This window comes from Bacteroidota bacterium, from assembly GCA_016713925.1.
Taxonomy (GTDB): Bacteria; Bacteroidota; Bacteroidia; order AKYH767-A; family OLB10; genus JAJTFW01.
The window spans coordinates 417,900-433,419 of the sequence record JADJOH010000008.1; the positions used below are offsets into that span (position 1 = coordinate 417,900).

7 protein-coding genes and 1 tRNA gene are annotated in these 15,520 nt (G+C 41.7%); all 8 read left to right on the forward strand.

The genetic code is table 11. The annotated features are described in order from the left end of the window. Positions 1-14: 14 nt before the first annotated feature. The 8 genes from IPJ86_16095 (at position 15) to IPJ86_16130 (ending at position 15,446) form a co-directional block, all read left to right on the forward strand. Entirely contained in the window at positions 15-602 is a 588-nt protein-coding gene (locus IPJ86_16095) for a nitroreductase family protein (protein MBK7888743.1), read from the forward strand. Positions 603-790: 188 nt separating this feature from the next. Further along, positions 791-1,372, forward strand: coding sequence for a PhnA domain-containing protein (locus tag IPJ86_16100; GenBank protein MBK7888744.1), 582 nt, complete (start codon positions 791-793; stop codon positions 1,370-1,372). Between the two features lie 368 nt (positions 1,373-1,740). Then, positions 1,741-2,691: a hypothetical protein gene (locus tag IPJ86_16105; GenBank protein MBK7888745.1), complete on the forward strand. Its 951-nt coding sequence runs from the start codon at positions 1,741-1,743 to the stop codon at positions 2,689-2,691. Between the two features lie 49 nt (positions 2,692-2,740). Beyond that, on the forward strand, positions 2,741-4,606 hold the full coding sequence (locus tag IPJ86_16110) for a T9SS type A sorting domain-containing protein (protein ID MBK7888746.1): 1,866 nt from the start codon (positions 2,741-2,743) through the stop codon (positions 4,604-4,606). 664 nt (positions 4,607-5,270) lie between these two features. Further along, positions 5,271-6,290: a hypothetical protein gene (locus IPJ86_16115; protein ID MBK7888747.1), complete on the forward strand. Its 1,020-nt coding sequence runs from the start codon at positions 5,271-5,273 to the stop codon at positions 6,288-6,290. Between the two features lie 67 nt (positions 6,291-6,357). Further along, positions 6,358-14,538, forward strand: a complete 8,181-nt coding sequence (locus IPJ86_16120) for a thrombospondin type 3 repeat-containing protein (GenBank protein ID MBK7888748.1) — start codon at positions 6,358-6,360, stop codon at positions 14,536-14,538. A 348-nt stretch (positions 14,539-14,886) separates the two neighbouring features. Then, positions 14,887-14,960, forward strand: a tRNA-Asn gene (locus IPJ86_16125). 192 nt (positions 14,961-15,152) lie between these two features. After that, complete coding sequence (locus IPJ86_16130; GenBank protein ID MBK7888749.1) at positions 15,153-15,446, forward strand: GIY-YIG nuclease family protein; 294 nt, start codon at positions 15,153-15,155, stop codon at positions 15,444-15,446. The last annotated feature ends 74 nt before the right edge of the window (positions 15,447-15,520 follow it).

The window sequence follows — 15,520 nt, forward strand, 5'->3', positions numbered from 1 at the left end:
CAAATAGCAGCAATATGCAGCTCTGGGAGTTTTATTGGCTTCGTTCGGAGGATATGCGGAAGAGTTTTGTGCCCTTATGCATGGACCAACAGGCCGCAAAAACAGCAAAGCAAATGGTGGTCTTTGTGACGCGCCGTGATAAATGGAAGGAGCGGGCCGCGTGGAATTTGAACAGAATTAAGTCAACAATCAAAGGAGAGCCCACATCCATTCAGAAAAAGGCATTGAAGTATTATGGTGTGATTATGCCCTTGCTCTACCGACAAGATCCGCTTGGAATTCTGAATGGTGTGAAAAGAATCATCAGTTTTTTCATTGGACTCACACGTCCTTTTTTTCGTAGTGGGGGTAGTGCACAACAGCGCATCATGGTGCATAAATCCTGTGCCCTCGCCGCTCAAACATTTATGTTGAGTATTGCCGCCGAAGGTTTTCACTCTTGTCCGATGGAGGGTTTCGACGAAATCCGTGTAAAGCGAGCCTTAGGATTATCCCGGGGAGCGGAGATCAACATGATCATTTCTGTGGGGAAAGGCACCGAGGCCGGCATTTGGGGACCGCGATTCCGGGTGCCGAATGAAGAGGTGATATTTGAGAGATGATTTAGTCAGGAAATTTTAAATGAGTAGAATGAATTATCAAATTAATTGATGCATCTGTTTACGATGTTCAGTCAAATTTTCTTGTTGAATAACTTCTTGCCGCGTTTAGAGATGTCGTTTACAGTGAAGTGGTATAGCCTGTCGAAATTGAATGAAATTCACTACTATTGCGGAGAAATTCAATTAAAATGAGCGTAATAGACGTACTAAAAGAGAGAAGCGGTAATTCCTGTGAGTTATGCAAAGCGACAGAAAATCTTTCCATTTATAATGTACCACCGCAGGGAGAATCCTATGGAGATGCCGCAATCCTGATTTGCAAAACATGTCTGGATCAGTTGGACAAAAAAGAAGAGCTCAATGCCACGCATTGGAACTGTTTACGCGATAGTATGTGGAGTGATGTGATACCGGTGCAGGTGGTTTCCTGGCGCCTGCTGAACCGATTGAAAAACGAAACCTGGGCGGCAGATCTGATCGATCAGATGTACCTCGATGACGATACGATGGAGTGGGCGAAGGCCAGTGGTGATCACCTGGAGTCGGATGCCGGAGATATGCACCGTGATTGTAATGGCGCACTCTTGCGTACCGGAGACACTGTGTCGCTTATCAAATCCCTCGATGTAAAAGGGTCGCAAATCAATGCCAAAATAGGAACGGTGGTAAAAAATATCAGGACTGTTTCCGATAATACGGAGCAGATAGAAGGTAAAATAGAGGGACAGCAAATAGTGATTTTGACAAAGTTTGTGAGGAAATCTTCGTAATTTCTTACGTCTTTTATTTTTTTGAAGTCTGATTTTTTTGTGTTCTCCTTTTTAACTGCGCGAAGAATATCGTAATATCCATCCGCAAACACCTTATTATCAGCCAGATCAAATTTCTTTCATGTTTTTCGAAATTGAAGTGAGTTTTAATTTTATTTTGATCGTATGATTAAATTTTGTAGTATTGAATTGAAATTAATTGTCCCGGTTTATTTGAGGAGTTCGTTGGGTTTATTTTGAGATGTATAATTTAATGGGAGCAGATACTCTAATGTGTATTGTGCTCATGGTAAAGCTTTACATTTTAAAGTAATTTCAGACTCCATTTAACGATATAAATGAAACTAAAAAATATATATAGAATTCTTATGAAAAAAACAAACATTAAATTAATGATTGCTGCGAGTCTGTTTCTTGGAATCTTTCAGGCGCAAACTGTAAATGCACAATGGTCATTGACCGGAAATGCGGGCACAGTTCCCGGTACAAATTTCCTAGGCACTACGGATACCAAAGCTTTGTATTTTAAAACCAAGAATGCGACGCGTATGGTCATTAACAGTTCCGGTCGTGTAGGAATTGCGACATCAACACCTCAGAACAGATTAGATGTAAAAGGCAATCTTTCTATAGGTTCAGCCTATGCCGGTACTTTTGCAGCTCCTATTGATGGGGCTATTATTCAAGGCGCGGTGGCAATTGGAAGTAATACTCCGTTTACAGGTATTGCAAAATTCCATGTGAAGGATGATGGAGGTAATTTCTTTAATGTGTATAATAATTTTGGAATCGGTAATGGAATGCGACTTGTTGGAGAGTTTTCTTCAGTAGGAGGAGCAGGTGCTATAGTACGATATTCAGGTGTAGGTTCTTCGCTTGTTGATATTGGTCAGGGTGCAGGAGGAGGTTTTGTGGTAAATGGAAACTTTAGTAATTTAATGACAATAAATCAAAACGGGAATGCAGGTATCGGCGCCAGTCCTTCTGCTACCTACAAATTAGCAGTAGGAGGTAAAATAATTTGCGAAGAATTAAAAGTACAATTGCAGCCCTTCCCGGATTATGTTTTTGAAGCAGGCTATCCGCTCAAATCAATTAGTGAAGTAGATGAACATATTCAATTGCATGGACATCTGCCGGGCATGCCAAGTGCGGAAGAAGTGGAGTCGGCCGGAATGAGTGTGGGAGAAATGACAGGTAAAGTGGTAGAGAAAGTAGAAGAGAACACCTTGTACATCATTCAACTGTATAAAGAAAACCAGCAGTTGAAAGCTACATTAGAAGCTATGCAAAAACAAATTGATGATCTGAAGAAATAATTTTTTGACCCCATTTCATTTCAATAAATTATTTAATCAATCAGATATCATGAAAATAAGAAAACATATATATATTACGCTGTTGGCGTGCTTGACCTTCTGGTCAGCCTACGGACAGCTATCAGATAGTCGTCAATGGCCCGCGCAAACTTCTATTGATCAATTGCAATTACAAAACGAAGTCTTTTATCCTGCCGGAATATTCAGTACACCCGTAAATCAAATCGAAGAAGGCATTGGCCCCTATGTATCTATGAAGATGGATGATGTGGGGTTGAAAGAACTCTTTAATGCCAATTACAAATCGATTCAACTTAAAATACCACAACCCGGGGGTACTACAGTGAATGTACTGCTTACACAACACCGGATTCATGCGGAAGATTTTGAATTTTCCATAACAGATGCCTCAGGAAAACATCCAGTGACAATGAATAAAGGCAGATATTATTATGGTGTAGTAGAAGGAAAGCCTTCCTCTCTGGCGGCAATATCAATATTCGAAGATGAAATAAGTGGTGTAATCAGTGATGAATCGGGCAACTGGAATTTAGGAAGACGGAAAAACAATCAGGAAGAATATGTATTTTTCAATGATCAGACCTTCCGTTTACCTATACAATTCAAATGTGAAACAGCCGATAATGATCAGCAACAACATAAGGGCATCCAAAATAACTTAAACACATTTGGAACGCAATTTAAAGGAAATTGTGCGAAGATATTTTTTGATTGTGCGTACACATATTACCAAACTGCAGGGAACTCCACCACGAATGTGACCAACCATACAAATTCTATTTTCAATGTAATGTCTTCCATTTATGGAAATGATAGCATTTCATTGGCAATAGGTTCAATTCACATCTGGACAGTAGCAGATCCATTTGACTACACGAGCAATGGGACAGCCTTAAATACATTTCAGACCTACTATAATACCAATGGTTATACCGGAAATATTGCTGCCTTACTTTCTACTCAGGATACATTAGGGGGAGGTGTTGCATATGTGAATTCTATATGTGGACCTTTTTCCTATGGATTTAACCGTATTAATTATGGAAGTATAAGTGGCTTTCCCACGTATACCTGGGATGTATTTCTGGTATCGCATGAAAGCGGACATACCCTGGGTTCTCCACATACGCATTGGTGTGGCTGGACAGGTGGGCCTATAGATGGTTGTAATACCTGCTTTGGTATAAGAACAGATGGAGGATGTGCAAGTAGCAGCGTTATACCGGCTACAGGAGGTACGATTATGAGTTATTGTCATGGATGTGCAGTTGGCATTAATTTTACGAATGGTTTCGGCTTTCAACCGTCCAGCAAAATTCGGGATGCGATCGCTGCTGCTTCGTGCATCACGGTATGTACTTCCTGTAATACGAATTTAGCATTGTCTGGAGGGCACATGACAGGTAGTAGTACAAGCTGGTGGGCAACGAATGAAATTGTTGGTAGTTTTATTAATCAGCAACCCAATAGTTATCTGAACTTCAATGCCGGTGTCAGTGTTCGCTTACTTCCCGATGTGGAAATCCTTGCAGGAAGCACTTTTCATGCCTCTGTTGGCTGTGCTCCGATTGCAATAGCTGCATCACCCGGGCTGAATTCTTCTCCATATACATCCACACTGAAAAAAGCCGGCTCCGGAAACGAGCTTGTTGTTTATCCCAATCCATTCAAGGATCAGGTGAAGGCAGCTTTCGATCTTCCGGATGCAGCAAGTGTTAGTTTAAGTGTTTATGATCAGGTGGGAAAAATTGTTTTTACAGTGTTTTCTAACCGCATGTTGGAGAAAGGAAGAAGAGAAGAGCTCATCAATACGGAAAGTTTAGAAGAAGGAATTTATTATTTGGTGGTTCAAATCAATGAAGAAAGAATAACCAGGAAATTGATAAAACTCTAAGGGTTTCGAAAGATAGATTGAAGGGAATTCTGCCGGGCAGGGTTCCCTTTTTTATTTCTATTTTAGTAAGAAGTGAAACCATTAAATTCTATTTTATTTCTTTTTGTTGAAGTACAGAATTAGCTTTGAAAGCTCCGGAATTTTTAAAACAGTAAGTTCATTTAATGGATAAGTATTTTATTTTTTAATCAAACGTACTGCCTTTGGAATAGTAATCGAAATGAAATATAAAGGTGAAAGTCGAATATAGTATTATTATAAGAAATGAGAATTCAGATGGTGTTTTTCTGTGATATAGGAAGAAAGTTGTTCTTTTCTCATGCCTTCAGAAATTCAGAAACTGATTGGTTTGAGTTTTATATTCGGTCGTTTAATTTTATTTTGTACTGTATATCAAAGTGTTTTCAATTTTGTAAATGGTAGAAATTATCCAAAGTTGTCAGTGGATAAATGAAAGAATATTCCTTGTTTGAATGCTATGATTTTCGTAACTTGCCAATAGATTCAACACTGGTTAAGTGATTGAAGAGCTATTGTTTATAGCTAACAATTCAATAATGTTTGCGTAAACAGGCTCATACTAACAAAACGTAGGAATCTGCTACAGATATTAAGTTAGTACCAAAATAGAAGTGATCCTAATAGATACAGAAAAAAATAAGATATGAAAAAAATTTGTCTTTCCCTGCTTGTTGCTTTATTGCCAATATGCGCTATAGCCACAGTCCATACAGTGAATAACACGGGTGGTGCTCAATATACCACCATCCAAAGTGCCGTGGTTGCAGCGGCTCCCGGTGACACCATTTATATATGTGGATCCTCTACCGGGTATGCAGGTCCTACAACACGAAAGTCCGATTTGACTTTTATTGGCACCGGATTTAATGTGATGAAACAAAATGCAGTGAAATCCTTTATTAACACATCATTCTCTATAGGTAATAATAACAAATGTTTTGGCATCGAGTTTCAAGGTCAAATCTTGTATATTTCTGGCAATCCTTATCTTTATTTCAAGCGCTGTCGTATTTTGGGGCCTATATCCACTGGATTTGTGAATTCCACCTTATATTCACTTGAAGTTGATGAATGTATTTCACTTAGCGGTCTCTTATCCTCTTCACTTCATACAAGTTTAATAATTCGTAATACATTGTTTTTTTCTGAAAATGGTAATAGGCCTTTTATGGGGCTTCCTTATGTTGGAAATATGTTGATCGATCATTGTACCTTCGTCAATGAAACTACTCTTGTAATTGATCTTTTTTCTGGAAATTTACCAAGTACACTCGGAATCACTATTAGCAATTGTGTATTTTGGAGAATTACACCCAATGCTTCATCGCTAACCTCTTATTTTAATAATTACGCTGCTTCTACTGACCTCAACAACTATGGTAGCGGTAATATTTCCAGTTCAGATTGGCCATTTGTAAGTACACAAGCAGCAGTCACCACCGTCTTTAGTTACAATTATGATCTTAATGTATTAGCTACCTCTCCGGCTAACAATGCCGCAAATGATGGTACAGATATGGGAATGTATGGCGGTTTAAATCCGTATTACGCAAGCGGCGAGCCCCCCATTCCTCAAATAGATAGCATGCAAGTGGTCGGCACTCAGTTTAGTCCCGGTGGGAATATGAATGTGAAATTTTATTCTGTAAAAGGTAAACCTTAATTCTGAAAGTACATATCCAACTCGTTTTTATCAAACCCTAAAGACTATCTCATTAGACTTCTTAATTATGAATAGATTTTATTTACTGCTCTCGCTATTATTTCTTACTTTGGTAAGTCATATAACATACGGTCAAATATATCGTGCCGAATATTATTTCAATACGGATCCCGGTCACGGGAATGGAACAGCAATTGCATTTACTCAAAGTGATACGGTAAGTTATATCGGAAGTATTCAAGTACCTGTTAGTCTCCCTGATGGTTTTCATTATTTGTATATCCGTACCCGGGATATTGATGGAAAATGGTCGCATGCTGAACGTCGCAATTTTTATGTGAAAACCTTGATACCGCCTGCCGATCCATTAAAAATTATTGCCGCCGAATTTTTCATCGATACCGATCCCGGTGTTGGAAATGGAACGGCAATACCTGTATCTCCTTCCGATTCTGCTGTAAATGTGAATGCAATCATTCAGCTTCCGTCCTTTGGTAATGGTACCCGCAAGTTATGTATTCGCACACAGGATAGTAATGGTATCTGGTCTTTGCAAGAGATCAGAACCTTTGCCGGGATTACCACTCCGGATGTGACAATAAGTCCCGTGGGTCCCATTCCGAATTGTAACGGTACCGGAGTAACGCTTACTGCGGATACCACCAATGGTCCGTGGACTTTTAAATGGTATTTTAATTCCGTTCTTATTCCCGGAGCAACTTCTAGAACCTTCAATGCCGTTCAGCCCGGGCAATATACTGTTCAAATTACAAGTGGAGGAGATAGCCAGACCGCCACCGTGACCTTACTGCCACCGCCTGCATTGAGCAGTACACCTGTATCGCCAATTTGCCCCGGTGTACCGATTCAGTTATCATTAAACTTTCCCTTGCAAAGCGGAGCCTGGTCTACCGGAGATACGCTACAATCTATTACCGTCTATGCCCAAAGCGATACGAGTTTTTCGGTTGCCGGTATAGATACCAACGGTTGTTCTATTAATCTAAGTGTCTCCATTGATACATTGGATGCTCCATTGGTGGGGACGTCCATTCCGGTATTGCCGGTAGATGGAGATAACGGCGTGATGACCCCTGTGACTTTATCGTGGTCACCTTCACTCAACAGTTCAGCATATGAAGTCTTTTTATGGCCATCTTCTGCAAGTCGACCTGAAAATGGTGCCTTAAATGGATTAACGCTGACAAAAACCTATACCTCCTTGCTCCCTTATCAGGAGTATTTCTGGCAGGTGCGAAGCAGCAATGTCTGTAATGCGGTTTTTAGCGATACAGCAGTTTTTACAACGAATTTCCCCGACCTGATTGTAGATTCAGTGGCTGTTCCCCCATTGGTTTACACCGGAACTTCCATTCCCGTGCTTTGGAAAGTAAAAAACAACGCTGCAACTGCTAATACCGGCAGCCGCACCTGGCGAGACCGCATCTGGATTTCGCTGGATACGATCCCCGGCAATGGTGCCGATGTTTTATTGGGGATGTATACCAATCAAAGTTATTTAAACGCCGGTACATCCTATATTCAACAACGTGCAATTACTATTGGTAATAGTTTTAATGGTCTATATTATATCATTGCACAAACAGATGCGCTCCAGGAACTAAGTGAAGGTGTTGAATCGAACAATTATCATTTTGATAGTATTGTCATACAGCCGGCTCCTGTCCCTGATTTAAAGGTGTTGACACTTGCTAATCCGGGCAATGCCTTCAGCGGAGATAGTATTACAGTGACCTATACCATCGAAAATGATGGACAAATTCCTACGGATACAGTACAGTGGAGAGACGAAATTTTCATCTCCTCTTCTCCAACTTTTAATAGCAGCGCACTATCTCTGGGGACTTTCAATAGTTATAATTTTAATCTGATCCCGGTTTATTATTTCCATCCGGACAGTGGAAACTATATTCATCATTACGACCCACAAGTCTATCCCTTAAAGGAAGATTCTACCTATCTCGCACAAACCCGTGTACGTATTCCCACCACCTTAAATAGTGGAAACTATTATATTTTCGTTAAGACAAATACGTACGGCGAGGTAGACGAAGGTCCGTATGCCGGAAATAACACGACTCAAAGTAGTGTCACGCTTCAGTTGACCCAATTACCACCCTCTGATTTAGTAGTGGATACGGTGATTACTGCATTGAATGCAGGGTCGGGTTTGCCCTTATCTGTTTCCTGGACAGTTAGAAATCAAGGTGCAGCCGTTACCATGTTGAGCTCATGGACCGACAAAATTTATATAAATACCGCTCCAACATTAACAGGCGCTACCTTAGTAGGAAGCAGGTTGCGGCAGGGTGCATTAACAGTTGGCAGTACTTATACAGCGTCGATGAGCGTGAAATTACCGAATGGTATTTCCGGAGCTTATTATGTGATGGTGAATACAGATGATCCCGATAATATTTATGAGTTCATCTATGAAAACAACAATTTGGATTCAGCCGCACACCTGGTCACGGTTGCCCTGTCTCCTTCACCGGATGTAATCATCAGCAGCCTGAATATTGTGAATGATACGATGGTGGTAAGCACGCAAACGGATATTCTTTATACAATTCGAAATAACGGTAATGCAGCTACGCAAGGGGTTTATAAAACATTTTTGTACGTTTCTGACCAGCCACAAAATGGTACATTCTATGCTAAAATTGCAGAAGCGATTGAGTCTGTTGTTCTGCAACCCGGCGACTCTATTCAGCGAAATCTTCGCTTTTCTGCCTATGGTGCAGTGGGTAATTATTTTTATTTCCTCACGACTGATGCCAACAATAACTTTTACGAACACAATGCCGAAAACAATAATACATCAGGTCCGGATTCTCTTGTTAGTGTATCGCCATTATTAACGTTTTCAGATCTGGACGTAATTAATAGTAGCCTTCCTGCAACAGTATTTACCGGTGTTGGATATCCGATCACCTATCAGGTCATTAATAATGGGCCTGATGCCAGCTATACAAGTCAATGGTTGGATAGAGTTTACCTTTCTTCCGATGCCATCCCGGATGCTAGCGATGATAAAGTGTTTGAACGTATTCATGGTGGTACACTCTCAACAAGTCAGTTTTACACAGTCAATGGCACAGCGCTGATCCCCAACGGAAAACCAAGTGGAACCTATTATCTGATCGTAGAAACGGATGCGCTGAATGCCAACATCAATGAGACTCTGAATGCAAACAACATACATGCTGAGCAGATTTCATTGACACTCACATCCCCACCTGACCTGGAAGTGATTGATGTCGATGTGAAAGATACAGTTTTTGCCAATGAGATTACCTGGCTTTATTATACAGTAAGGAACAATGGTCCCGGTAGTTTTAATCAAACACTGATCGCTGACCGTGTATATTTTGGCAATACTCCTGTTGCTGTTATCAGTTCTTCAGGAGGAATAAGTCGTAACCGAGCGCTTGCTGCAGGTGCTACTTACAGTGATAGTATTCAAATTGCTATTCCTTCGTATGCTTTTGGCTATTCTTATTTAAATGTTGCCACTGACAGATTAAATGCAGTGTATGAAAATCCAAATGAAGGAAATAATATCGGGTCGAAAGTAGTTTATGCTTCCCAGTTCAGTAATATAGATTTGTCGGCTGTTTCGCTCACTTTTCCAAAGGATAGTTTTCTGCTTGGAGAGTCTACTACTATCAACTACAGCATTACAAATACAGGTACACGTGCTTTATCGGCAACAAATCGGGATGCAATTTCCTTAAGTGTAGATTCTGCTTATGATGGAGCTTTTGATTATCTTCTTGTGGAGAAGGAAGAAAGATTCATTCTTCAACCCGGTGATACGTTACAACGCACACTGAATACAACAATACGTGACGCACTTCCTGATTGGTACAATGGTGTTTTGCGAACGAACACGACACGGACTTATCCGGATGATAATTTCCTGAACAACCTGCTTTTCTCGGATAGCATTTTTGTTGATGCGGAAGAACTTTTTGTGGATGTTCCCGATACTTCAGTATTGTGGTATGGAACCGATCAGTATTATAAAGTAACAGTTCCGGCAGGGCAGGATATGATGGTGACTTTGAAAAGTCTTAACGGCACAGGTCAGAATTCTATACAAGCCAGTCATGCTGTAATACCTACTGCTGCTGCATCTGACTATTTTATCAGTGATGCGGCAGAGCAGGATCAACGTTTGCTGATTCCCGGCACCATGGCAGGAACTTATTATTTGCTTGTAAGAAATTATGTACCTGCTCCCGATAGTCAACAGGTTGAAATTAAAGTGGAGTTGCTGCCATTGACTATTTTAAGTATCAATACCAACGAAGGCGGACAGGACATTGTAACAACAACTTTGAAAGGGGCTAGTTTCAGAGATACTTCTGTTGTTCAACTTCGACAAGGTGCTGTAAGTTTTGCATCCGCCACCATTATCGACTATGTGCATTCAATGCAAATGGAGTTGCGTTGGGATCTGAATGATGTTCCTCTTGGTGTGTATGATGTGCTGATTCGAAATGGAGAAGATTCCGCAATGCTTGCCGGAGGATTTACGGTGGAAAAATCAGAATCGATGAAACCCGGTTTGTCTGTTTTCAGATCCGGGTCTTTTGTCATGGGAACGCCGTTTACCATTGGCTGTACATTTACAAATATCAGTAACATTGATATCCCGGTGGTGCAGGCCAACGTGATGTTGTCGGATGATTGTCCGATAACAGTTTATGACGGTCCGGATTTTATTCTTTTAAAAGAAGTGATGGCCGGTTATGATGATTCATTAAACACGTTTGATAATAGAAACGGATATAATATTGTTTCAGGATATATTACAGATTTAAAGCCCGGAGAAACTGTATCGCTCAGATTGGAATCCAGGGTGAGGGGGGACAAGGACCAGCCAATCGGTTTTCATGTCGCAGCAAAAGGAATGACGCGATTGGGTTTTGCACGAAGAAATTATTTTGAGTATGAGGAAGTACGTGAAATTGTCAATGAATTTGGATTAGATAGTTCTCCACAAATGATGATCTTTTCATTGGAGAAGAACCTTTTCCATACTGCCTTAATGGGACCTTATATTGATAGAAACATTACCACTTTGGCTGATGTTCAAGAGGTTTTGGACGATACGAATTATGTATTTGTAGATTTTGATCCGGGAGAAGAAGTTGGGAAACTCGTTGACGGTAATCTTACATTAAAAGGAGAAGATGTATATAAATGGGAAATCAATGTACCGGAAACAACATTGGGTGCAGCTCCCGGCAATACTATAGGTTGGGATTTTATTCATTCAACAGGTAGTATTGATATCAGCGCAAATGCTTCTAAACAGTTTATCATTATTCCTGTTCCACGAAATCCTTGTGACAATGCGTTCAGTAATCTTACCACCTGGGAAGCATGGCATGATTATAAATGGCCGATTGCTTATGCCGAAAACGGAATAACCGGTTTCAGTCCGGATGCCTTTGAAGTAGATGTTGAATTTTTTGAGCAAGCGAACAATCTATATGGTGGTACTTTCGAAGTCTCGACGTCCGGTGATACATTATACCTTGAATTTATTCATCGCGTGCCGGTATGTGGTGATCTGGCCGTGAACGGCGGTCCGGGTCTTTGCGGCTATCCGGGTGGTGATGGTGGTCCGGGAGTGTGTAATGGTGCAGGCGGTGATGGTGGTCCGGGATGGGGTGCAAACAGCGGCGGTGGTAACGGAGGCAATGGCGGTGGCGGTGGCGGCTCCGGCGGTAGCAGCGGTGGAGGTACACCCGGTACACCAGGCACAGATACTGATCCGGATGGTGATGGTGATGGTGCAAATGATGCGAGTGATAATTGCGATAATGTATTTAATCCCGGACAAGCAGATACCGATGGCGATGGAATAGGAGATGCATGTGATAATAATCCGACGCAGCCTGATCCGGATAATGACGGTGATGGTGTACCGGAGGCCAGTGATAATTGTCCGGGAGTTTCAAATAGAAGCCAGGCGGATACCGACGGAGATGGAATTGGCGATGCCTGTGACAGCGAAGATGATAGAGATACTCCGGATTGTATTGCGTTGGGGACATGTCCTCAACCTCCCGGTTGTCCCGATAGTCCATACTGTTCTCCTGATAATCCTCCTGATCCCGGTGGACCCCCTACAACACCACAAGAACCAACGGCACAAGATGTATGTGATAAAATTCTGAAGGATTTAGGATGTCTGACATCTATCAAAGGGTGTATGGAAACCGCATTGGAAACAATTGCTTTACTTGGAGGCAGTCTTGATCCAAGAACAACTGTAGGTGCTGCTAATTTGAGAATCTTAGCCACCGCAGTGGGAACCTGTACGCTGGATCTGTTAGAAGGATGTTTTGATATTAATGTAGATATTCCGGGCGGACCTTGTTTAAGGGCGTTGAAAGGCCTTGGTAAGAGTTTGTCAGTTTTATCGACAAGTGTAAATGAGGCGTCCGGAGTTCTCGGTGCTGCCAGATCAGCATTGGATGATTGCGCCGGAATTGGTTTTGATGAGCAAGAAATTCTTTGTTTGGGAATTACCAAATTTCTCCCTGTGGATCCCAATGAAATCAAAGGACCTATGGGTGCAGGTGATACAAGTATCCGTTGGGTATCTAAATATCAACCCATGAACTTCTCTATATTCTTTGAAAACGATTCAGTGCTCGCATCTGCACCGGCCAGCAGAGTAATGGTTACCCAGGACCTACACCCGAATATGGATCCGCTTAGCTTCAGATTGGGTAGTGTTAATTTCGGCAGCTATTCGTTCCCGCTTCCATCACTTGCGAATTACAGTGGTGTGCTGAATCTCAACGACACGTTGGGATTTGATGTAGAAGTAACAGCAGGACTTGATATCGTTCAAAACCGCTTGTTCTGGATTCTGCAAACGGTAGATCCGCTGACCGGGCTTCCTCCCAATACCATCAATGGCGGATTCCTTCCACCAAATGATACGCTTAGTAACGGTCAGGGCTATGTGACTTATACAATTGCTGCTGCCGGGGTTGTGGTGAGTAGTGATACTGCTACAGCAACCGCAGAAATTGTATTTGATATCAATGACCCAATTATCACCAATACATGGATCAATACCTTTGATGCAGGATATCCGGCGAGTAGTATGGATAGTATTCCGCCGTTCATATTAAATGACAGCCTCGAAATTATTGTACATACTTCCGATGATACTTCCGGCTCAGGAGTGGAATTTGTTTCGCTCTATATGCAGGCCGAAGGTTCCGGTTTTACACATTATGCCAGTGTTCAGCAAGAGGATACCATTCGTTTTCCGGGAATAGATGGAACGGAATATGGATTTTATACAATTGCAGTTGACTCGACGGGAAATCGTGAACTGCCTAAGACATCGGCACAATACGTAACGCATTTCGGTTATCCCGATAGTTTGAAATTTATAACACCGCCTTCGTTCAGCTCCTATTGTACCGGAGATACTGTATTTATACAATGGGCCGCTCTGCGCAGTGATTCTATTCGCATCATTGTGCATGAACCTTCCGCAGACACACTCCTGAATTCACCCTGGATTTCCTCTGCCGATTCGCAGTATGCCTGGGTTGTACCTGTAGTGCCTGCCGGAGATACGCTGATTCTGACTATACAGGATAAAGACGATGCGGATCTCCTCGATCGTGATACTATATTGCTTCTGAATGCCTCTACCTGGTATCTGGACAATGATAACGATGGTTATTATTCAGGGTTACCTGTAGTGAGTTGTCAATCACCTGGCGCAATGTATACGACAACAATTACCGGTGGAGATGATTGTGATGATGCCAGTGCGACCACCTATCCCACAGCGCTGGAATTGTGCAATGTTACGGACGATAATTGCAATGGAAATGTGGATGAAGGATGTCCGAACAGTATCAACTTAAGGATTTACATCGAAGGGCTATACATTGGAAATGGGAATTTAATGCCGGTGTTGCATTACAACGGAGTAACGGCAAATCCACTTATTAGTGATTCAGTTATCGTTGAACTTCGTGATGCGACAAGTCCGTACTCACTGCTACAATCCGAAACATTATTGCTCAACGTCAGCGGCGAGGTGACAGCCCATTTCCCTGTTCCGATGATCGGTACTCCGGTATATGTAGTCATAAAGCATCGAAACAGCATCGAAACCTGGAGTAAAGTACCTGTCGTTTTAGGGCCGAATACTATTATTGATTTCAGGTATTGATAAGAGGATTTTAATTTAATGTACTGATATTGATAAATTCCTGATTCTTGAGTTCCTGAACGTGAATTTGGGCGACTATGAGTTTCGTGAGCCCGGTTTTCCTTTCCAGAATCCCTGAATATCATTAAAATATTCAATATCAGCAATTTAATAAATAATCAAACCCTTTGTAAATTGCCAATACCTTCATTATTTTTGCAACCCCGATTGGAATTCGAGCGTTTGAATTCCTTTCGGACGTTCTTCTCCAACTGACCCACCACGTGTTCTAGTCTCGTCATTACTTACGAGATGGCTCGAGTGAAAGAGAATCTGGTCCTCTCCCTGCAAAAACAGAGAGAGGATTATTCCTCCTTAGCTCAGCTGGTTAGAGCACATGACTGTTAATCATGGGGTCCCTGGTTCGAGCCCAGGAGGGGGAGCGGTGCAGCAGAGCGCAAAGTAGTGCGGAGCACACTTTGCCCACGCTGCACCGCCGGGCTGTGTGAAACGAGCTTTAGCGAGTTTCTCTACAGCCTGGCGGGATATAAAAACTAAAAAGGTCGGCAAACGCCGGCCTTTTTAGTTTTATGAAAGGTATTGATTTTTCAGCCTACATTTTAATAAAACAATTTATGATTAAACACCCCGAGTATGCCGTATATGTACTGCTAAGTTTAAAGGATCAGCAATTTTACATTGGGTTCACTTCTGATTTCAAACGAAGAATGGAAGAACATGAGGAAGGCAAGTCAAAAAGCACTGCTTGTCGAAGACCATTTATCTGCCTGTTTGTGGAGTATTACTTTAGTAAAGCAGATGCACTTAGGAGAGAAAAATATTTCAAAACTTCCGGTGGAAAACGTGTGTTACGATTGATGCTAACAGATAGTCTTTTGGAATCAAGCGAAGCCCTGCAGTGTCAGTGAAGTAGTGCAGAGCACACTTCACTGTCTACTGCAGGGCGAGTTTCTCTACAGCCTGGCGGGACCCTGAAGTAGAC

Excerpts from the sequence above, each read along its gene's own strand:
- IPJ86_16120 (MBK7888748.1), top strand. The coding sequence starts at position 6,358 with ATGAATAGATTTTATTTACTGCTCTCGCTATTATTTCTTACTTTGGTA.
- IPJ86_16100 (MBK7888744.1), top strand. The coding sequence starts at position 791 with ATGAGCGTAATAGACGTACTAAAAGAGAGAAGCGGTAATTCCTGTGAG.
- IPJ86_16095 (MBK7888743.1), top strand. The coding sequence starts at position 15 with ATGCAGCTCTGGGAGTTTTATTGGCTTCGTTCGGAGGATATGCGGAAG.
- IPJ86_16105 (MBK7888745.1), top strand. The coding sequence starts at position 1,741 with ATGAAAAAAACAAACATTAAATTAATGATTGCTGCGAGTCTGTTTCTT.
- IPJ86_16110 (MBK7888746.1), top strand. The coding sequence starts at position 2,741 with ATGAAAATAAGAAAACATATATATATTACGCTGTTGGCGTGCTTGACC.
- IPJ86_16115 (MBK7888747.1), top strand. The coding sequence starts at position 5,271 with ATGAAAAAAATTTGTCTTTCCCTGCTTGTTGCTTTATTGCCAATATGC.
- IPJ86_16130 (MBK7888749.1), top strand. The coding sequence starts at position 15,153 with ATGATTAAACACCCCGAGTATGCCGTATATGTACTGCTAAGTTTAAAG.